This is a genomic window from Chryseobacterium sp. GW823-FHT05E08 (assembly GCF_058795655.1).
In genome coordinates this window covers 177,105-197,508 of the sequence record NZ_JBXAHY010000008.1, presented here as the reverse complement: position 1 = coordinate 197,508, position 20,404 = coordinate 177,105, and the positions used below count along the sequence as shown (strand labels likewise).

Annotated in this window: 22 protein-coding genes; 17 read left to right on the top strand and 5 right to left on the bottom strand. The window is 32.7% G+C overall.

Features of this window, described 5'->3' with window-relative positions:
• Positions 1–73 precede the first annotated feature (73 nt).
• Positions 74–1,552: a helix-turn-helix domain-containing protein gene (locus AC1Q7L_RS21585; protein WP_492307838.1), complete on the bottom strand. Its 1,479-nt coding sequence runs from the start codon at positions 1,550–1,552 to the stop codon at positions 74–76.
• Between the two features lie 126 nt (positions 1,553–1,678).
• On the opposite strand from AC1Q7L_RS21585, the gene aceB reads away from it, so the two are divergent.
• Both aceB and aceA read left to right on the top strand, forming a co-directional pair.
• Positions 1,679–3,253 (top strand): malate synthase A, encoded by a 1,575-nt coding sequence (gene aceB / locus AC1Q7L_RS21580; RefSeq protein WP_492307839.1) that lies wholly within the window; start codon positions 1,679–1,681, stop codon positions 3,251–3,253.
• A gap of 106 nt (positions 3,254–3,359) precedes the next feature.
• Entirely contained in the window at positions 3,360–4,640 is a 1,281-nt protein-coding gene (aceA, locus tag AC1Q7L_RS21575) for an isocitrate lyase (RefSeq protein WP_492307840.1), read from the top strand.
• Positions 4,641–4,719: 79 nt separating this feature from the next.
• Here aceA and AC1Q7L_RS21570 read toward each other — a convergent pair whose 3' ends face one another.
• Positions 4,720–5,577, bottom strand: a complete 858-nt coding sequence (locus AC1Q7L_RS21570) for a hypothetical protein (RefSeq protein WP_492307841.1) — start codon at positions 5,575–5,577, stop codon at positions 4,720–4,722.
• Between the two features lies 1 nt (position 5,578).
• Positions 5,579–6,646 (bottom strand): NAD-binding protein, encoded by a 1,068-nt coding sequence (locus AC1Q7L_RS21565; RefSeq protein WP_492307842.1) that lies wholly within the window; start codon positions 6,644–6,646, stop codon positions 5,579–5,581.
• Positions 6,647–6,789: 143 nt separating this feature from the next.
• Between AC1Q7L_RS21565 and AC1Q7L_RS21560 the strand changes: the two genes are divergently transcribed.
• Positions 6,790–7,173, top strand: a complete 384-nt coding sequence (locus AC1Q7L_RS21560; protein ID WP_492307843.1) for an acyl-CoA thioesterase — start codon at positions 6,790–6,792, stop codon at positions 7,171–7,173.
• Here the strand turns inward: AC1Q7L_RS21560 and AC1Q7L_RS21555 are convergent, their stop codons facing one another.
• A complete protein-coding gene (locus AC1Q7L_RS21555; protein WP_492307844.1) occupies positions 7,174–7,674 on the bottom strand; it encodes a TlpA family protein disulfide reductase in 501 nt (166 codons plus the stop codon).
• Between the two features lie 105 nt (positions 7,675–7,779).
• On the opposite strand from AC1Q7L_RS21555, the gene AC1Q7L_RS21550 reads away from it, so the two are divergent.
• The 8 genes from AC1Q7L_RS21550 (at position 7,780) to AC1Q7L_RS21515 (ending at position 14,118) form a co-directional block, all read left to right on the top strand.
• Entirely contained in the window at positions 7,780–8,226 is a 447-nt protein-coding gene (locus AC1Q7L_RS21550; RefSeq protein ID WP_410692159.1) for a 6-pyruvoyl trahydropterin synthase family protein, read from the top strand.
• Between the two features lie 24 nt (positions 8,227–8,250).
• Positions 8,251–9,042, top strand: coding sequence for a UDP-2,3-diacylglucosamine diphosphatase (locus AC1Q7L_RS21545; protein ID WP_492307845.1), 792 nt, complete (start codon positions 8,251–8,253; stop codon positions 9,040–9,042).
• A 184-nt stretch (positions 9,043–9,226) separates the two neighbouring features.
• Entirely contained in the window at positions 9,227–10,210 is a 984-nt protein-coding gene (locus tag AC1Q7L_RS21540; protein WP_492307846.1) for a LuxE/PaaK family acyltransferase, read from the top strand.
• Positions 10,211–10,312: 102 nt separating this feature from the next.
• Positions 10,313–10,858, top strand: a complete 546-nt coding sequence (locus tag AC1Q7L_RS21535) for a hypothetical protein (RefSeq protein WP_410692164.1) — start codon at positions 10,313–10,315, stop codon at positions 10,856–10,858.
• Positions 10,859–10,998: 140 nt separating this feature from the next.
• Positions 10,999–11,670, top strand: coding sequence for a hypothetical protein (locus AC1Q7L_RS21530; protein ID WP_492307847.1), 672 nt, complete (start codon positions 10,999–11,001; stop codon positions 11,668–11,670).
• A gap of 42 nt (positions 11,671–11,712) precedes the next feature.
• Positions 11,713–12,756, top strand: a complete 1,044-nt coding sequence (locus AC1Q7L_RS21525) for a S41 family peptidase (protein ID WP_492307848.1) — start codon at positions 11,713–11,715, stop codon at positions 12,754–12,756.
• 33 nt (positions 12,757–12,789) lie between these two features.
• A complete protein-coding gene (locus AC1Q7L_RS21520; protein WP_492307849.1) occupies positions 12,790–13,272 on the top strand; it encodes a phosphate ABC transporter permease in 483 nt (160 codons plus the stop codon).
• Between the two features lie 27 nt (positions 13,273–13,299).
• Positions 13,300–14,118, top strand: coding sequence for a hypothetical protein (locus AC1Q7L_RS21515; RefSeq protein ID WP_492307850.1), 819 nt, complete (start codon positions 13,300–13,302; stop codon positions 14,116–14,118).
• A gap of 74 nt (positions 14,119–14,192) precedes the next feature.
• Here the strand turns inward: AC1Q7L_RS21515 and aqpZ are convergent, their stop codons facing one another.
• Positions 14,193–14,927 (bottom strand): aquaporin Z, encoded by a 735-nt coding sequence (gene aqpZ, locus AC1Q7L_RS21510; RefSeq protein ID WP_492307971.1) that lies wholly within the window; start codon positions 14,925–14,927, stop codon positions 14,193–14,195.
• A 217-nt stretch (positions 14,928–15,144) separates the two neighbouring features.
• Between aqpZ and AC1Q7L_RS21505 the strand changes: the two genes are divergently transcribed.
• The 6 genes from AC1Q7L_RS21505 to AC1Q7L_RS21480 all read left to right on the top strand — a co-directional run bounded on the left by AC1Q7L_RS21505 (position 15,145) and on the right by AC1Q7L_RS21480 (position 20,188).
• A complete protein-coding gene (locus AC1Q7L_RS21505) occupies positions 15,145–15,765 on the top strand; it encodes a DUF5715 family protein (protein WP_492307851.1) in 621 nt (206 codons plus the stop codon).
• A gap of 125 nt (positions 15,766–15,890) precedes the next feature.
• Entirely contained in the window at positions 15,891–16,625 is a 735-nt protein-coding gene (locus AC1Q7L_RS21500; RefSeq protein WP_410692171.1) for a hypothetical protein, read from the top strand.
• Between the two features lie 26 nt (positions 16,626–16,651).
• Positions 16,652–17,266 carry a hypothetical protein gene (locus AC1Q7L_RS21495; protein WP_492307852.1) on the top strand — a complete coding sequence of 205 codons (615 nt, stop codon included), beginning with the start codon at positions 16,652–16,654 and terminating at the stop codon, positions 17,264–17,266.
• Positions 17,212–18,045 (top strand): sensor histidine kinase, encoded by an 834-nt coding sequence (locus AC1Q7L_RS21490; protein WP_492307853.1) that lies wholly within the window; start codon positions 17,212–17,214, stop codon positions 18,043–18,045. Before AC1Q7L_RS21495 ends, AC1Q7L_RS21490 begins: the two co-directional genes overlap by 55 nt.
• The gene (locus AC1Q7L_RS21485; protein ID WP_410692174.1) at positions 18,014–18,691 is read left to right on the top strand and encodes a response regulator transcription factor; all 678 of its coding nucleotides are present in this window, start codon (positions 18,014–18,016) and stop codon (positions 18,689–18,691) included. The genes AC1Q7L_RS21490 and AC1Q7L_RS21485 overlap by 32 nt, the downstream gene beginning before the upstream one ends.
• Before the next feature lie 165 nt (positions 18,692–18,856).
• A complete protein-coding gene (locus tag AC1Q7L_RS21480) occupies positions 18,857–20,188 on the top strand; it encodes a T6SS phospholipase effector Tle1-like catalytic domain-containing protein (protein ID WP_492307854.1) in 1,332 nt (443 codons plus the stop codon).
• Positions 20,189–20,404: the final 216 nt, after the last annotated feature.

The following is a 20,404-nucleotide window of genomic DNA, read 5'->3' as shown; positions in this document are numbered from 1 at the left end:
ATTTTTAACTAAAATTTGAAAGCTAAAGATCAAGAATTATAGTTGAAAATAAACCGACAGAATTCTTATTAATTTATTGCAAGAACTCTTTTCTTATTTTTTCAATAGAATTTTTCATCTCAAGATTGAAATATTCTTTCTCTAATCTAACAGGTTGAGCTTGTCTTACTTCACAACCTGCGATACTGCAAGATTCACAAGTTACCCCAACATTGATGGTTTTTAAACTTGGAGATTTGATGAAATTAATCTTCTTGATTGTCTGAGAATTCAATAAAATTCCAAGGCAATAACTTCTGTTACTCCCGTCAGAAAACGGGTTTTTTTGTGATGTAGAAATCACGAGATAGCTCACACCCTGATCTTTATAATGTGAAATTTGGGCATCAGTCAATGTCTCATTTTCCTTTAAATGTGCTAAGTTTTTCACAGCAATCCATCTTCTGCAATAATGTTCATTCGTAGCGTTTGCGTGTGGAGCCTGTTGATGATTCAGGTGTAATTCCTTTAAAATCTGTATTTTATCTGAATTTTTCTTTTTAACTAAACACAAATAAAACAAATCTTTAATTCCCAATTCCGAAGAAAGAACATTCGTTAATCGGTAATAAAAAGTTTCGGGCGAATTGGTGAAATTTTCAATAAGATTTTCAAAATTGGTTGGTTCCCAATTGTTTTGCAGGAAAAAATTAGAAGTATTTTCAATGATTTGTTCTTTTGAAATCAATAAAGCTCCTGCAAAATAAGAGGCGTAGAAATTATTTAAAATTTCTTCAAAACTTCCAAAATCCAGCCATGAATAAGTATTTGGTCGATTTTTTAATTCTAAAACATTGAAACCAATTTCTTTCGCTAAAATAAAAGTCTTCTGATCTTTTTCAAGTTTGACATTCAATAACAGTAATTTTTTCTCAGGAATAAAGAGCGAACGAAGATTATCTAAAGCTCCAAAGGTTTCAAAATTATCAGATTGAATGGTGTAATTAAATTTTTCAATCAAAATATTTTCCAACACTTCAGCTCTTATATTTTTACTGATTTCCAATTGGTTTTCTTCGGCAAAACACACGACTTTTTCCTCTATTTCAGGGAAATAATTATCATATAACTCTTGAAAAGATCTTAAAACTGCAAAGTAAAAACGTTCTTTTCCTAAATTATAATTCTGAGAGATTTCAATCAATGCATTAATAAAAGCGGTCACTTTTTTTGGTGCATCACTGATAATACTGATTAAATTATTCTTATTAATTCCAAAAAGCTCTAGCGGAACTTCTTTAAAAAAATCTGACTGTAGAATTTCATTAAAAGGCGCTAAACTTTTATCCAGTTTTGTTGAAACCAGATCATCAAAAGTACATCCTAATGATTCTGAAAGTTGAATGATCTTATCATGTTTCGGGTATTTTTTACCGTTTTCAATTTCGTTTAGGTAAGATTTTGATAAACCTGTTTTTACGGCAAGATCCTGCAAAGACCAATTTTTCTTTTGTCTTTGCTGTTTCAGTTTTAGTCCGAAAACCGTTTTGATAAAGTCGCTGTCAGAATTCATTATTCAAATATAAATAATAGAAGCGATTATTCGCATAATAATTTTTTAAAATATTTAGCGAACGTTCGCTAAATACTAAATATTTTTATTTATGTTTGTAATGTCGAATCACAAAATCAATACGTTATGGAAACTAAGACTCAATTAAAAATAAAATCACAAAATCAGTTTGACGAACTTTTTACTTCGGAATTAGTAGATTTCTTGGTAGAACTTCATCAAAATTTTAATCCTAAACGATTACAGCTTTTAGAAGAAAGGAAAAAAACGCAGCAGGAATTTGATAAAGGAAATCTTCCGACATTTTTAAAGGAAACCGAAGAAATCCGGAATGGAAATTGGGTTTGTGCTCAACTTCCAAATGATTTATTAGATCGCAGAGTTGAAATTACAGGACCTGCTGACCGAAAAATGATCATCAATGCTTTGAATTCGGATGCGTCAACTTTTATGGCTGATTTTGAAGACAGTAATTCTCCGACTTGGAGTAATTGTATGCAAGGGCAAATCAATCTTTCTGATGCAATTAATAGAGAAATCGATTTTACCAATGAGCAGGGAAAATCGTATCAGCTTAATGAAAAAACTGCGGTTCTTTTAGTTCGTCCAAGAGGTCTGCATTTAAATGAAAAGCATATTGAAATTAATGGAGAAGAAACTTCGGCGTCGTTAATTGATTTTGGAATCTACTTTTTCAGAAATATAAAACAATTGTTGGAAAATGGAAGTGGAACTTACTTTTACCTTCCAAAATTAGAACATTACAAAGAAGCCCGCTGGTGGAATGAAGTTTTTGTTTTTGCTCAAAATTATCTGGAAATTCCAAAAGGAACCATCAAAGCAACGGTTTTAATTGAAACAATTACCGCTTCTTTTCAAATTGACGAAATTTTATTTGAATTAAAAGAACACAGCTCAGGTTTGAATTGCGGACGTTGGGACTACATTTTTTCTTTCATTAAAAAGTTTAGAAATCTACCCGAATTTATTGTTCCCGACAGAGATCAGGTGACCATGACTTCACCTTTTATGAGCGCTTATTCGAAGAGGGTGATTGAAATTTGTCACAAAAGAAATGTTCACGCTATCGGTGGAATGGCAGCTCAAATTCCGATTAAAGATAATTATGAAGCCAACAGTTTAGCTTTCGAAAAAGTACGAAATGATAAAAAGCGTGAAGTAAAAAACGGTCACGATGGAACTTGGGTAGCGCATCCGGCTTTGGTTTCTGTTGCAAAAAAGATTTTTGATCAATATATGCCTTCAGAAAATCAAATTGAGAAAAAGTTTGATTATCAGATCAAAGAAAGTGATTTATTGGAAATTCCAAAAGGTGAAATAACTGAAAAAGGAATCCGAAAAAATATAAACGTTGGAATTCTCTATATCGAAAGTTGGTTAATGGGAATCGGTGCTGCTGCGATTTATAATTTAATGGAAGATGCAGCAACAGCAGAGATTTCCAGAACACAAATCTGGCAATGGCTTAAAAATGAAGCAGTTTTAATTGATGACAGAACATTAACCCGAACCATGATTCTTCAATGGGAACTGGAAGAAATGGAAATTATCGAAAAATATGTCGGTGAAGAACGCTTTAAAAACGGAAAATTCAATCTCGCAAAAGAGCTTTTTAATGAATTGATCTTTTCTGAAAACTTCGAAGAATTTTTAACCCTGAAAGCTTATCCTTTTATTTGAGTGGGAGAGTTATAGAGTAGGAGGGTGAGAGGGTTTTAGTGTTTGAGAGTTTAAAACTATCAACCAACAACAAGCAACAAGAAACAAGCAACAAAAAAATATTATTATGAAAACAAGACAAGAACAAATTCAGGAAATAGAAAAAGACTGGCTTACAAATCCGCGTTGGAACGGAGTAAAAAGACCTTACACCGCTGAAAAAGTGCTGAAATTAAGAGGTTCTTACAAGCTAGATTATACAATTGCAACAGAAATGTCAAAGAAATTCTGGGATAAATTAAACAATCAGGATTTCGTTGCCGGACTTGGAGCTTTAACGGGAAATCAAGCCGTTCAGGAAGTTGATGCTGGTCTTGAAGCGATTTATCTTTCTGGCTGGCAGGTTGCTGCAGATGCCAATTTATCTGGAGAAATGTATCCTGATCAATCTTTGTATCCTGCGAATTCAGTGCCTTCTGTGGTGAAGAAAATTAATAATGCTTTACTGAGAGCAGATCAAATCCAATCCGTAAATGGAGGTGGAGATAAAGAATATTTAGTTCCGATTATTGCCGACGCAGAAGCGGGTTTTGGCGGAAATCTGAATGCATATGAATTAATGAAACAAATGATCGAAGCTGGAGCTGCTGCTGTACATTTTGAAGATCAGCTATCTTCTGCGAAAAAATGTGGTCATTTGGGAGGGAAAGTTTTGGTACCGACTCAGGAAGCGATTAATAAATTAATTGCAGCTCGTTTAGCAGCCGATGTTTTGGGTGTTCCAAGTTTAATTATTGCCCGAACAGACGCTGATGCAGCGGATTTATTAACTTCAGATATTGACGACAGAGATAAGAAATTCGTGACAGGAGAAAGAACTTCCGAGGGGTTTTATGTTGTGAAAAATGGAGTAGAACAGGGAATTGATCGTGGTTTGTCTTATGCTCCTTACGCAGATTTGATCTGGATGGAAACTTCAAACCCTGATTTGGAGCAGGCAAGACAATTCGCAGAAGGAATTCATGCTAAATTCCCTGGGAAAATGTTGGCTTATAATTGTTCGCCTTCTTTCAATTGGGCTGCAAGGCTTTCTGTGGATGAAATGTTGAATTTTAGGGAAGAATTGGCGAAAATGGGTTACAAATTCCAATTTATTACGTTGGCAGGTTTCCATGCTTTGAATACTGCAATGTTTGAATTGGCCTTAGCATACAAAGAAAAAGGAATGGCTGGATATTCTGAGCTTCAGGAACGTGAATTTGCTTTGCAGAAAAAAGGTTTCAGAGCGGTAAAACATCAGTCTTTTGTAGGAACAGGGTATTTTGATGAAGTACAGAATGTGGTAACAAGCGGTTCTTCGGCAACGGTTGCGATGAAAGATTCTACAGAAACGGCACAGTTTCATTAATAATTTTCAACATATTTAACTATAATAAACCCTCCTGTTAATTGAAACGGGAGGATTTTTACTTATTAATTTTAAAGTCTTAAAAATTATCAGATAAAGTTTTTAAAGGAGCCCAGTTGTCAACAAATCTGGCGTATGCCTGATGATTAAGCTCCCAAACTTCTATACCGCTGATGTGTGGAGAAAGCAAGCCCATTTTTTGCTCCGCAAAAGGTCTATCCTGAGGAAATAAAAATCCGGGATCATCTTTTTGATTAATTTCTCCTAAATTATTTCTCATGTGAGATCCAAAATTCACCCAACAATTTTGACCTCTGGTTTCTGTTGTTAATGCGGCTGCAGCCAACGGCGTAAACATTTGCATGTGAGTAAACCATGCCTGATCTTCACCAATTGCTCCAAAGCCGTATCCGTTCATTGCGTGACCGAAAATATCGTGAATAATTCTGAAAACATCATTTACCATCAACTCGTAATCACCACATAAAAAACCTGTTTTCTCAAGCATTTTATTTTGTAGGGATGAATTTTCTTCACCAAATCCAGCTTCTGTTTTGAAAAAAAACAAATGAGAATTATGAAAATCCTTCAACATTTCAAAGCTGTTTTTATAAGGTTCTCCTTTTCCTTCGAATGGTTCATAAATAATTTTTTCTTTTTGATTTAAAAATTTAAATTGAGCAATCACTTCTTCACCCAACTTGTCATAACAGGTTTTTACTAAAAAATCGTCAGGAGAATGTTCTAAATTTGTATATGCATCAGCAATTTCAATTCCTCTTTGGTGGTTCATCGTTCCTCTATATTGATGTGGATGCTTGGACACGATCCCGAAATTGCTTTTATAGTCATTTTTCACTTTTTCCAAAATGGGACACTTGCCTCCGTGAATAACTTTAAACCGGCAGGCTTCAACTAATTCTTTAAGCTTTTTCATATTAATCTGAGGGTATTTTTTCGTTAAAAATTTTGATCCATTCCTGCACTGTTTCTTCCGCGATGAACGATGGGAAAGGGTGTAGTCCGTTTTTCAAATTAGAATACAGAAGTAAGTCTATACCCATATTATGAGCATAAAATACAGGATCTAAATAGCGCAAAAGTGTTGGTACGGAAGTAGAAAAGTTAATCGGTTTTTTTTCACAGAGCACTTCATCATCTTTAAAATGATAACCGAATTCATCATCTCCACCCATATTTGCTAAATACTTGTTTTTGAATTTTTTAGTATTATAATTGTCTGATATAATATTTTCTCTTCCTGTCGCGGTAGCAATACAGAACATGTTTTCTGCGGCATTTTCGACCTCAATTTTATTATTAGCCTGAATGGTTTTAAAACCTGCATTATTGGCCTTTTTTAATAATGAATCATCGCGGTCGATTATGGTTACTTGGGCATTGTCTGCCTTTAAATAATGTGCCATTCCTCTTCCTACTTTTCCGTAACCGAAAATCATAAATGGCTTGTTATGAATATTTTGCTTCGTTATTTCTTTGAATGCACGGACAAAAGCTTCACCTGTACCCAGCGTTCCTTCGAGATTTTTTATATCACATAGATCAATTGATATAACCGGATAATTCGTTTCTGTGTCTCGGTATTTATTGCTTCCGGTTCCTGTAATTTCTACGGTTCCGATTTTTGGAGCTACTTTAAACAACAATTCAGCAGCGCAATCCAAATGAATATCAAAAACTTCATTTTCTAATTTTTCCAGTTCGATAAAATTTCCTCCAGATTGTATGAAATCTTCAATCAAAATTGGATCAGGTTCCATAAAACTTGGACAGGTAACGGTAACTTCCGCACCGCCTTCAATAATAGATTCTAGTTTAATTAGTGCTTCACGTGTAAACGGGATATTTTGAAGAATACTTATTCCTTTATAAGGTTTCGATACCTTGGTTCTTTGCAGTTGTTTGTTAGTGAAATACAGTTCGTTTTCATTATATTCAGCCTTTAAAGATTGGATGAATTTTATAATATTTGATTTTTCTGACATAACTTTTTTAATTAATGTGATTCTGTCTTCTTAATAACTAAGACGGAATAATGCATTAATCCTTACAAAAAAGTATTGTCAAAATAAAACTGAAAAAAATTAAAGTCCTTATATTTGAGTAGTAATGAAGCCGTAAAAAAACAATGAGTTTAATATATCAAAAAGAAATAAAAGTCACAGAAGAGCATATTGATCAGAATAACCATGTGAATAATGTTCAGTATGTACATTGGGTTGAAGAAATTGCCGGTGAACATTGGGATTTTGTAAAACACAAAACAGAATATCCCGAAGATATCTGGATGCTTTTGGATCATCATATTCAATACAAAAAGCAGGTTTATTTAGGCGATACAATTATAATAAAAACATATCCTAAAGCTCCTGAGGGAGCAAAGCAACCCAGAAAAGTTGAATTTTATTGTAATGATCAACTTGTGGTAGATTCACTGACCTTATGGATTTTGATTGATGTAAAAACGCAGAAAATAAAGCGTTTGGGGAATGATTGGCTGGAGAAGATTTAATTATTCATTTAAAATCGTCACAATTGTATCAAATTTATTTTGATCGATAATTCCTGTTATTTCTTTTATATTACCATTCTTATCAACAATAAAAGTCATTGGATTTCGTAGAATGGGGAAGTAAGATTTTAGCTGTTCTAATGAATTTGTTATATGTTGATAATTAAATTCATTCTTTGTTAAAAATCTATTAACTTTTTCCTTATTATCAAAAGTGATGGCTATGAAATTGGCTTTTGAGCCTAAATTTTCTTTTAATTTATTCAGATAGGGAAGTTCTTTAAGACATGGTTCACAAGTTGTAGACCAAAAATTGATGAGTGTTATTTTTCCTTTTAAATATTCTGAATTATAATTTTGATTATCTTGATTTTTATAATTTTCAATAGGAAAGTGTGTGCCTATTTTACTCTCGAGATCTGGAAAAGTGAAGAGTTCTCTTTGTTGAGCGGTTAGTGATAAATTAAATAGTATTGTTAATAGTAATATTATTTTTTTCATGTTTGAGTATTTTGAGACTAATATATTTATTTTTTTTATATCATTGTTTTTAATTTCCAAAACATGAGAGCATAAATCAAAATTCAAATTCCTTATCTTTGTACCATGATACGTATTACAAAGATTTTCACATTCGAAACAGCCCACGTGCTGTATAACTACGATGGAAAATGTAAAAATATGCATGGACATTCCTATAAGCTGTTTGTAACAGTGAAAGGAAAACCTGTAAATGATTTGGAGAACCCGAAAAATGGGATGGTAGTTGATTTTGGTGATATTAAAAGTATTGTAAAACCTGAAATTGTTGATGTTTGGGATCATGCAGTGTTGATCAACGGATTATCTCCTCACAGACAATTGGGAGAGAGTCTTGAAAGTCAGGGACATAAAGTGATTTATTGCAATTTTCAGCCAACATGCGAAAATATGTTGTACGCAATTGCTGCAAAAATTAAGTCAAAACTTCCGGAAGGAATTTCTCTCGCTTACCTTAAACTTCACGAAACCGAAAACTCTTACGGAGAGTGGTTTGCAGAAGATAATCAATAATATATTCAATAAAAAACTCAATCGGTGTTAAAAACGATTATCAATTTAGAACCTGGTAAAAAAGTATATTTTGCTTCAGATCAACATTTTGGAGCTCCTAATCCTAAGGAGAGCAAAATTCGTGAAGAAAAATTTATCCGTTGGATGGATGAGATCAAAGAAGATGCTCAGGTTTTGTTTTTAATGGGTGACCTTTTTGATTTTTGGCATGAATGGAAACATGTAATTCCCAAAGGATATGTGCGTGTTTTAGGTAAAATTGCAGAATTAAAAGATCGCGGAATTCACATTTATTTTTTTGTGGGTAATCATGATCTTTGGATGAAAGATTATCTGGAAGAAGAAATTGGCTGTACTGTTTTCTATAAAAAGCAATATTTTGAAATGGGCGGTAAGCAGTTTTTACTCGCTCACGGAGACGGTTTGGGACCTGGCGATAAAGGATACAAAAGAATGAAAAAGGTCTTTACAAATCCTGTTGCACAATGGTTTTTCAAATGGCTTCATCCAGATATTGCAATGAAAATTGCTTTGTATATGTCACAAAAGAATAAAATGATCTCCGGCGACGAAGACAAAGAATTTTTGGGCGAAGAGAAAGAGTTTTTGATTGTTTATTCAAAGGAAAAACTGAAAACTCAGAAAATAGATTATTTCATTTACGGTCACCGTCATCTTCCGATGGTGTTGGATTTGGAGCAAAAAGCAAAATATATCAATCTTGGAGACTGGATTTCGTATTTTACATACGGTGTTTTTGAAATAGATTTCGAATTAAAATCTTTTGCGGATGGAACAAAAAAAAATTACCCCTAAAAGAGGTAATTAACGGACGAAAATAAATCTTCATCCTGTTTTTAATCCATATTCCGGGTAGATGCTTGCAATAATCTGACCAAAAATTAAATTTAAGATTAAAAAAATATTAAAAGAAATATGCTTTGCTTGCTATTTTTTCAAATGGAAACAATAGAAAGAAAGTGAAAAATTTTATAAAAGATTGGAAAACATATTCAGCATACAGTCAGAGCAGGATTTTTTGAATGCAGCATTGAAAACGTTTCGTTATCAATATGAAAATATTGAGATCTACAGAAAGTTTGTTGATTATTTGAAGATAAATCCTGATGAAGTAAAAGAACTGACAAAAATTCCGTTTCTGCCAATTGAGATGTTCAAAAATCATCAGATTTTAGACAAAAATATGACAACTGGCCTATTTTTTCAAAGTTCAGGAACAACTCAGATGAATTTGTCTAAACATTTCATTGCAGACGAAAATATATATCAGGAAAGTATTTACAAAAGTTTTGAACAGTTTATCGGAAAGCCGGAAGATTTTATCTTTTTGGGTTTGCTTCCAAGCTATTTGGAGAAGCAAAATTCTTCCTTAATATATATGGTAGATTATTTAATGAAGAAATCTGCCAAGCCTGAAAACGGATATTTTCTTTACAATCATTCAGATTTATTTGAGCTTTTAAACACTCTGAAAGATAAAAAAGTCATTCTTTTCGGAGTTTCTTTTGCGCTTTTAGATTTTCTGGATTTTTGTAACTCAAACACTTCAACATTCCAACATTCCAACACTCTTACAATTATAGAAACCGGCGGAATGAAAGGGCGTAAAGAAGAAATGACAAAGGATGAATTGTTGAAAATTTTGCAAGAAGGTTTTAAAACTGATAAAATTTATTCAGAATATTCAATGACGGAGCTTCTTTCTCAGGCGTATTCTTTAGGTGAAAATGTGTATCAGTGTCCAAACTGGATGAAGATTTTGGTAAGAAATGCTGAAGATCCTTTTAATTATGAAAAAGAAGGAAGAACCGGAGCAATCAATATTATAGATCTGGCAAATATTCACTCTTGTGCTTTTATTGCAACACAGGATTTAGGAAAAACACTTCCGGATTCTAAATTTCAGGTACTTGGAAGAATTGATCATTCTGATATCCGAGGATGCAGTCTGCTGGTGAGTTAGTGGGTTTTAGAGTGGGAGAGCGATAGTGTTTGTAGGGTATTAGTGTTGTAGAAGTTAAATCGATCATTTATCAATTATTATTTATCATTTATTTAAAAATTCATGCTGAAGATAGAAGAACTTGTTCATGCTTACATCCATTCTCATTGTGATTTTGAGAAAGAAATTGTGCTGACTAATCATTTTCATTCTGATTGGGAAGCAGATATGTTGATCATTGATGCGGATGGTTTTAGTCATGAAATTGAGATCAAGTTTTCAAAAAGTGATTTTAAAAATGACTTCAAAAAATCATATTTAAATACAAAAACGGGCGAGAAGTTTCTAAAACACGATAAAATTTCCTGTGGAGATTATGTTTGTAATGCGTTCAGTTTTTTGCTTCCTATGGGAATGATTGAACATGCTGTAATTCCTGAACATTGCGGAATTATTGAATTTTATCACAACGTTGACACTTGGGAAACAGAATTTTACCTGATCCGAAAACCTAAAAAGGTTCATGAAGATTCTTATTGGAATTTAAATGATAAAAACCTTTTTATCCGAAAAATGGCACTCAATTTACTTCAACGAAAAATGGAAATCAAAGGAAAACATGAAGAGCTCATCTTTAAAAATCCTTTTGAAATAAAGAAATTAAAATAAAAAATCCTGATCTGCTGACAGGATTTTTTTATGCTTTGTTTTTGTACATTCGCCGTTTATAAATGCAGTCTTTGAATATTGGAAAAAAAATACAGGTAATCAAATAAATTAGATTAAATTTTTATTGAATAGGTTTATAAATGGAAAAGAATATGAAAGAAATTATCTGTCCTTATTCGTGGGATTGTGGGAAAATTTTTGATCCGCAAGACCTTAGTAAATTTGATTATAATTTTATACAATCTGCGATAGAAAAGAAAATGACTTTTATGATCATTCATTGTCCGAACTGTTCAAGAGAATTTAAGTTTGATGCAGTACAATGGAAATCAGATGAATTTGGGTATTCTAATCCAAATAATATCGTCAAAAAGAATGAAAAGACAACAAAACAGTTAATCACTATTCTCAACAAAGCTAAAGTTGAAATCCCACTTTCGTATTTTGAATATTTGATCAACGATAAATTTGAACCTCAAATTTCAATTTTTCCAAATGAAGAAGATTTTATTCTTTTTAATCTAAATCAGCTCTGTGAAAAAATAAATATAGAAGGTAAATCTTATCTTACCATTAATCAATTAAAAGGATTTACAGATATATTGATGGGATTTGTTAATGAAAATTTTCAACAAAATCAAGACCTAAGCTATGAAGAATTGGGGAATTGTCTCACAATTGGTTCCGAAAACACAAGGATTTTATTTGTTGACAATAGAGATCAGAATTCATTATGGATTTTTCATCCTGACGGCGGTGATATAGAAAAGATAGCTCTTACATTGCAAAATATTGTAAGAAAGGTAAAATAATAATCTGCAAAAAAACTTAATACTTTCCGTATATAATTTCTTATGAAAACAAAACTACTTCTCTTTTTTACTATTTTTAGTATCACGGGTATATTTCATGCTCAACAGCAGATTCACTTTAAAAATGATAGTGTAAAGCAATACATAGATAAAACGCTTGTATTAATTCGTACCCATGCATTGAATAAAGATAGAATAGATTGGAATTCTTTACAGACAGATGTGTATAACAAGACAAAAGGAGCTGATGATATTCCGGCTGCACTTTCTGTATATCCTTATTTATTTGAGAAAATAGAAGATCATCACGGGTGGCTAAGTTATAAAAACAAAAATTACCGATGGATCAAAAATGTAAAAAGAGTAGATAATGAAGTTGTAAAAAATGCTGTAAAAAAGTATGGAAAAGTAGAGGCCATATTAATTAATAAAAATATTGGTTATCTAAGAATTCCCGGGAACAATGATTTTAGCACAAAAAAAATGGATAGTATAGCTGCGAATATCGTTGATGAAATCGATAAAATAAATTCAGACAAAATAAAAGGCTGGATCATCGATCTAAGGCTAAATACCGGAGGTAATATGTATCCCATGATTGCAGGAATTAGTGATCTGATTGGTGATAATGAAAAAATAGGTGGATTTGTAACATCAGATAAAAAATCAGAGGGAGAATGGATCTTGAAAAATGGGAATGTATATGTTGATAACAATCAAGTTTTAAACAGAAGAAAATTAAAAATACCTGTTGCAAAACAATTACCTGTAGCTATTTTGATCAGCGGATATACTGCCAGTTCGGGAGAAATGACTGCCGTAAGTTTAGTTGGTAGAAAGAAGACTAAAATGTTCGGTGAAGATTCTGCAGGATATACGACAACTAATGAAGGTTTCAAAGTTGATGTAAACTCAGGATTAAATTTAGCCGTAGGATATGTTGTTGACAGAACAGGAAAGATTTATATCGAAAATGTGAAACCTGATGTAGAAATCATGGGCGGTGATAATTTTGAAGATCTAAATAAAGATAAAAAAATTACAGCATCAGTTCAATGGATGAAAAAAATGTTATATAAGAACTAATAGACAGTCATAAAAAATATAAATCCAAATCCAATGAACCAGTTATTTTTCATCTTAATAATTCTATGTTGCAACGTTTCGTACGCACAGCAAAAGAATCAAAACGATTTATGGACAGGAAGTTATGAAGTACATCTGATAAACGGTGACAAGGTAACGAAAGTGGATACTTTAGTAATCGTAAAAACCGCAGATGCTGATCCAGACGAGATTCCGGCTAAGGATGAATTTGATTTGGCTCGTTGGATACTTACCTCCCAAATTAAAGAAACGAAAATCGTCAAACGATTTTTATTTGATCCGGAAAATGATGAAGATGCATATGAAGAATTCGGTTGGACTGATTTACATAAAAGCGGGAAAATGAACTGCATAGACGGTGGTCATTTTTTCATTTGCCAGACAGAACCAAACACAGTGGTGAAATTTAATAAAGATGAAACTTATCTCAGTAAAACTGGTGTTTTTGGGATCTGGTTGCATTACGGCGTGGTAGAATTACAGAAAATTAAATAATAAATTATTACAAATTAATCATATACAATGAAGAATCTATTTTTAGGTCTTTTTATCCTATTATCTTGTTTTTACAATGCACAAAATTCAGGGAAAACAGAAATTTATATTTTGGGAACGGTTCATGAACCATCATCTCCAATTTTAAATCCTCAGAGTCTTTTTGAGATTTTGGAAAAGATACAACCTGATGTTATCCTGCAGGAACTTGATACCGAGCAGATGAAAGATTTCAAAAAAGAAAGCATGTCTAAGGGCTCCAATGAAGTAAGTGCAGCGATTTTATATTTAAATAAATACCCGAAAATAGTTAATCTGCCATTCGAATTTGAAGGAAGAAATCAATACCGAAAAGATCATGGAATGGTTCCTACTGATAATCTGACCATAAAATTAATGGATAGTCTGTATCAAAAAAAAGCATTAAATCCTACGAATACAATCATTTTTGAGAAATATATGGAAGCGAATAATGCTTTGAAAGATTTTTCTAAAACAGATATTAAAACTTTAAATTCATTAAGTTTTGAAACCGTAAACAGATACCGTCAGTTTGTTCAGCATCACGAAATTCCTAAAATTTCTAATTCTGAAGACATTTTTGCCCATAAGTTTGTAACGAAACCTAACGGCGAAAAGATTTCATATCGTGATGGATACCAGCTTTGGTGTAATTTCTGGGATATGAGAAACAATACGATGGCGCTGAATATTATTAAGCAAGCTAATCAGTATAAAGGAAAGAAAATCGTGATTTTAACAGGAGTACAGCATAAATACTATTTAAAAGAATTGTTGGATAAATATCAGGACGGAAATTATAAAGTCATTGAATATTTTAAATAAAAATCAATCTCTTTTCAGAAAAGACAATAAAAAAATCCTGCCATTACGACAGGATTTTTTTTACGTGTATTTTTTTAATCTCCCAACGGAACTTTGTCCGCAGGTTGCAGTAAAAACTTATAAATTAATCCACCGACTACACCTCCTAAAATCGGTGCTGCCCAGAATAACCATAGCTGAGACATTGCATTGCCTCCTACGAAAACAGCCTGCGAAAGGGATCTTGCAGGATTTACGGAAGTGTTCGTGATCGGAATTGAGATCAGGTGAATTAATGTTAGACCTAAGCCAATTGCAATTCCTGCAAATTTTCCGTCAGCAGCTTTGTCGGTTGCTCCCATAATGATGATCAGGAAAAATGCTGTCAGTAAGAATTCTGCTAAAAATGCAGCTCCCATTGAGTATCCTTTCCCGAAGTAGACGGCATCACCATAGAAATTGGTGGCAAAAGCTCCCGGCCCGGAAAAATCGGGGGTTCCGGAACCGCTTAAAATGACGTAAAGACATCCTGCGGCCAATAAAGCACCCAGACATTGAGCGGCAATGTAAGGAAGTAGATCTTTAGCCGGAAATCTGCCTCCTGCCACTAAACCAAACGAAACAGCAGGATTAAAATGTCCTCCTGAAATGTGTCCGACAGCATATGCCATCGTAAGAACAGTAAGTCCGAAAGCCAAGGCAACTCCTACTAAAAGAATTCCCATTTGACCATTAGAAGCCGGAGCGATTTGTGAGGCGAAGATTGCACTTCCGCAACCTCCAAAAACAAGCCAAAAGGTGCCGAAAAATTCAGCAAATAGTTTTTTTATCATGTTGTTTATTTTAATGTAAATCAAATTTAAAATTAAAATTGTAAACTGAAAAGCAAAATCTTTAAAATATATCAAATAAATATGAAACATGATTACGATATTAATAATCTTGTTTTGAATTTAATTATGAAATTAATTTTACATTCTTGGTATAATCATTGAATTGTATAACATAAATGTTTATTTTTCGTTTATAAATTTAAAAGCCTTTTTAATGAAAAAGTTTTTGTGTGTGGTTTTTGTGTGTTCTATTTCTAGCTTTTATCATTCTCAGGCCACAAAAAAGACAATTCCATGCTATGATTTGACCGAAGTTTTAAAAGTGGAAGCAACTCCTCTTTACAAACCTCATTTAGATGCATCAAAAAGTTTTGGAGTGAAATTGCTTCGAGATTCCAAAACGGTTCAAAAATATATAAGCAACGGAAAATTTCATAAAATAAAAAAGACAGGAAAAGGATATCGTGTTCAAAAACTAGATTACAGCAGAGCTTATATGGTTTCTAAAGCCAAGGCGACGCTTGAGAAAATGGGAGCAAGATTCAGTAAAGAAACAAAAGGGCATACTTTTACGGTTTCATCCATGACCAGAACTCTGGAGGATCAATGTAGGTTAAGAAGAGTTAATGCTAACGCTTCTGTAGGGATTAGTTCTCATAATTACGGAAATTCTTTCGATATCTCTTACATCCGTTTCAATGATGTTTTAAAGTACAATCCCAAAATGGAAATCGCTTTGGAAAAGGTGCTGAAATATTATGTAAATGCAGGCCGAATTTATTATATCAAAGAAAAGCAACAAAGCTGCTATCACATTACTGTAAGAAATTATTAAAGCAAAATATTAAAATTTATTTTTTATGCTTGGGAATTGTTAATAAATCTTCAATTATTAGTGAGATATTTGTACAGGTAGTTTAATTTATATAATTTTATGCGACTAATTATACCATGCAAATTATGACAACTTTTAACAACGAACAGTACGAAATGGCATTAGCAGACTGGGCAAACTGCTGTGCAAATTATCAAGTTATTCAACAATTAATCCCAACTAATTTTGTTTTTGAACTTACTCCAGATCAGATTGATTGGCTTAAAAATACAAACAAAAACAAAAATTTCTGTACAGAAATAGGAGTGTACAGCGATCAATTGGTATTGATTCTTTGTCCTCTTGACAAAGATGGACTTAAAATCCCTGTAACAGATCATCCATACAGTGTTCTGGCTGAATTGAAGAGCGACTTAACGCTTATGGAAAAACAGGAATTTATTGTAGTAAAAAATGCGGTGTTGTCTCAGGAACTTTGCAATATAGACCATAATTCTAATATGTATCTTCCGGTATCAAATGTGCCGATCATGGATCAGGATAAAGCATTAGCTGCAATCGAATCTTGGAGAACTGAAGGAATGACTTGGTTCTACATGGAGTGCAGCGAATTCAAAGGAATGAGAGTTTTCAAGAAATTTTTAGTTCCCGCAGAAGATCTTACGCCGATGAAAGATAATTTGACAGGAATTGTATGTTCATTTGGATTGAAGTTTTCTGATATTTACCAGAGAACACTTGTAACATTAATCTTTATTTCTCAATATCAGGAGAATTTAGAAAATAATGGAAGTAGTGTTCAAACAATTTCGAATACCTATGACTGGTCACAACCGTGTCCGCCAATTTGTAATATTTAAAAAAAATCAAGTAAAAAATAAATTAAATGGAGGATGCTTTTAAAGTAATACTTTATTTTAATAACAGTTTTCTTTTTATTAGTGCGCTTATAGGACTTATAAAATTTAAGCGTTTAAAAAACACGGAAAAATGGTATGTTTATTATATCATTTTTCTTTTTTTAATAGAAGCTGCGATTAAAATTTCGATCTATGTTTTTAAATTAAAAAATATAGATTTCCTGTATCCTCTTTACGTATCCGGCGAGTTGTTTCTGCTGGGAAGTTTGTTTATAAGGAAGTCTAACCTATCCAAGTATTGGTATATTCCGATTGTTATTTTGATTGGCTGCTTTTTCTTTGTAAACATTCCGGAAATAAATGAGCTTAAGAAAGTTGTTTCAAATATTGTAGTGATCTGTTTTGCGGGATATTCACTCTTAACGGAGATCAGAAAAAGTGAAACCAATAACGACAGATTTATATTGGTGGATGCTTTTATCTTCCTTTATTATGCTGTTTCGGTGTTTATATTTTTCATGCTTCGTCAGTTGAAATCATTTTCTAATGACGAAGTTTATATGATCTGGGGAATGAATAATATTCTGTGCTGTTTCCTTTATATATCAATCATTTATACCTTTTTAAAATTAAAGAAATAACCTTAAATATCAGCTTTTTTATCACTTTGATTGTCGTTTTGCTGATCATTGTGGTTTTCGTTTTACTGGCGTATAAATTTTTCATCGATAGAATTATTAAAGAAAAAAATGCGCAGCATGAGGCGGAAGTTCTTCATCAGAAAAGACTGGTTTTAGAAAACATAAAAGCGCAGGAAGAAGAGAGAAAAAGAATTGCGGTAATGATTCATGATGACATCGGAAATCGTCTGAATATTCTTTCTTTATGGCTGAATAATCTTGACACAAAAGGTGATGAGTTAATTAAAAAAAATATTTCCGGTCAGATGTCTTCCTTGATAGATTCTGCCAGAAGCATTTCTCATTCATTATATCCTGTAAATCTGGAATCGGTGGGACTTGTTTTATATATTGAAGAATTAATAAACAATTTGGCCAATCGAGTTAATATCTCGTTAAATGTAAGCTCCAAATTTGAAAAGAAAAACATTTTCATTGAAGTGCAGGTGTACAGAATCATTCAGGAGTTTACAACCAATGTTCTGAAGCATTCTGAAGCTACGAGAATCTGGATTTATATTAAAGATAATAAGAAAAATCTGAGTGTAGTAATTTCTGATAACGGACAAAGTTTTGAGTACGATGCCGTAAAAAAAGGAATGGGAATTAAAAATATTGAGTCCAGAATAAAATCCATGAATGCTCTCCATAAATGGAAGAATGTTTTAAATAAAGGAAGCCGTTTAATTATTAAAATTCCATGTAACGATGAATCCGCAAATCAAAATAGCGCTAATTGATGACGAACAATTGATCCTCGAAGGGGTGAAAATGCTGTTGTCAACAGAAAAAAATATTTCAGTATCCTTAACGTGTAACAACGGGCCTCTTTTTATCGAAAGTTTAGAAACTTTATCGAAAGAAGAATTCCCCGATATTGCATTGGTAGACGTGCAAATGCAGCCGATGAACGGATTCGAATTGGTAGAAATTTTAAAGGAAAAACATCCCGATCTCAAAATAATTATCCTTTCTTCTCATTACAAAAGCTCGATTTTGGGATATATGGTCAAGCTGGGAGTTTCCGCTTTCCTTCCTAAAAATTCCGACAGAAAAACCTTTATTGATGCCATAACGATGGTCTATAAAAATGGTGTTTTCTTCACTTCCGAAGATCATCAGATGTTGTTTTCTTATATGAATAGTTCCAGCAAGAAAAAATCATTGTTCGAAATGGATGATGAACTTTCTGAGCGCGAAAAAGATGTCGTAAAATTGATTTGTCAGGAACATACCAACAATGAAATCGCCGAAAAACTATTCATCAGTCCAAGAACGGTTGAAAGCCACAGACAGCGGGTTTTAGAAAAAATTGGAGCCAAAAATACGGTCGGCATCGTTATTTATGCCATCATCAACAATATTTATTCACTAGAAAGAATTTGATTCCGTAGAAATACGGAATTTTTTTTTTGGTGTTTTCTACTGTAGCATTTTATTTCATTTCGATGTTATTTTGAAAGTGTTATTCAGAGAGGTTTTTAAGGTGTTTGAAAAGTTTTTTTCAGCCTTAAATTTTTCCTGAATAATTCAATTAAAAAAACAATAAAGATGGAAAATGATATAATTTCTATTGGAATTTTTTTCGATGGAACAGGAAACAACGGGCTTAATGCAACTTCCCCTCAGAAGCCACAAAGTAAGAACGAAAGCTATCATAATAATATAACCAATGTTTATAAATTATATCAACTTTTCAATGGAAATAAGAAAATTTACGTTGAAGGAGTTGGAACAGTAACTGGCGCGGAGGATAGCGATTTTGCGATGGTAACCTGCAGAAATCCTTATCGATTCACGGGATATTCTTCAGATGATAAATTGGCGAAAGCAAATGCTTTTGTGGATGAGGTAACGTTGGATAAAACGAAAGAATATCATTTTTATGTTTATGGATTCAGTAGAGGTTCTATGTTGGCAAGAAACTTTTGCTATGAATTATTAAAGCAAAATCCCAAAACATCAGGAAATTTTAAAGTTAAATTTTTAGGAGTTTTTGATACGGTAGAATCTACTCCTTTTAATGATTATAATGTAAGTCTCCTTCCCGGTGTTGAAAGAGCTTTACAGTTATGCGCGGTCAACGAATGCCGATATTTTTTTCCATTAACGGGCTTTTTTGAAGATTCAAAAAGTATGGAAGATTCAAAATCCGAAACAGGAAATTCAGTTTGGAAAGAGGTTTTTGTTCCCGGCGCCCATGCAGACGTAGGTGGAGGATATTTGGAAGGCCCACAATCGGTCTATGTTTCACATGATTTTGTGATTAAAGATGAGGTTGATGCTTATGTTTCGAATGTAAAAAATACAGCAACAGATAGTGAAGGCAATAAAATTTGGGAAGCACTTTTAGATAATTATCAGATAGATTCCGGAGACTTTTTTTCTCAGGCGTATGTGAAAAGAGATTTGGTTTACAATGATCTTCCGAAAGTTTACGGAAAATTAATGTTGACAGAAACCAATGCTTTTCAACCTGTTTTTAATACAGATTTTGATGAGTCAAATTTTGAAATTGATCCTAAAATTCACCAATTTTTACTGTCATTTTCTGATGAGTTGGAGAAATATGTTAAAGATCTTTCTCCTAACCTGAAACCCGTTTATAATTATGAGCGATTTGTGAATTATACTCATTTTTCTTCTAATTTCGGTTTGTATGAAAAGGCTTTATTATTGAGAACAGAAGACGAAATTTTTGTTGAAATGCTTAATGATAGTCTTAACGTTCCCGGCAGTGCCACGATAAAACATGCCAATGCGGGAGAGTCTAAACTTCAGAAAGAAATTCATTTTTTAGAACACGATGTTCTTACGGATTACGCCTACGAAGGCAATATTCCGAATAATGATAACTGGAGCCGATCCATTTTAATTAAATAAGATTTTATAATAAATGTTAGTACTTTTTCAGTTTTAAATTTAGGTGTGAGCTGTCTGTGGTGGGCAGCTCTTTTTTTCAAAAAAGAATCATTTTTAATGATAAAAAATAAAGTTCATATAAGTTTTTAGATTAATGCAAGGCTGTTCAAATTGAATGGCTTTTTTTATTTCTGGGCTATTCATTTCTTTTTCCGTATTTTTGCACCCGAAAAATAT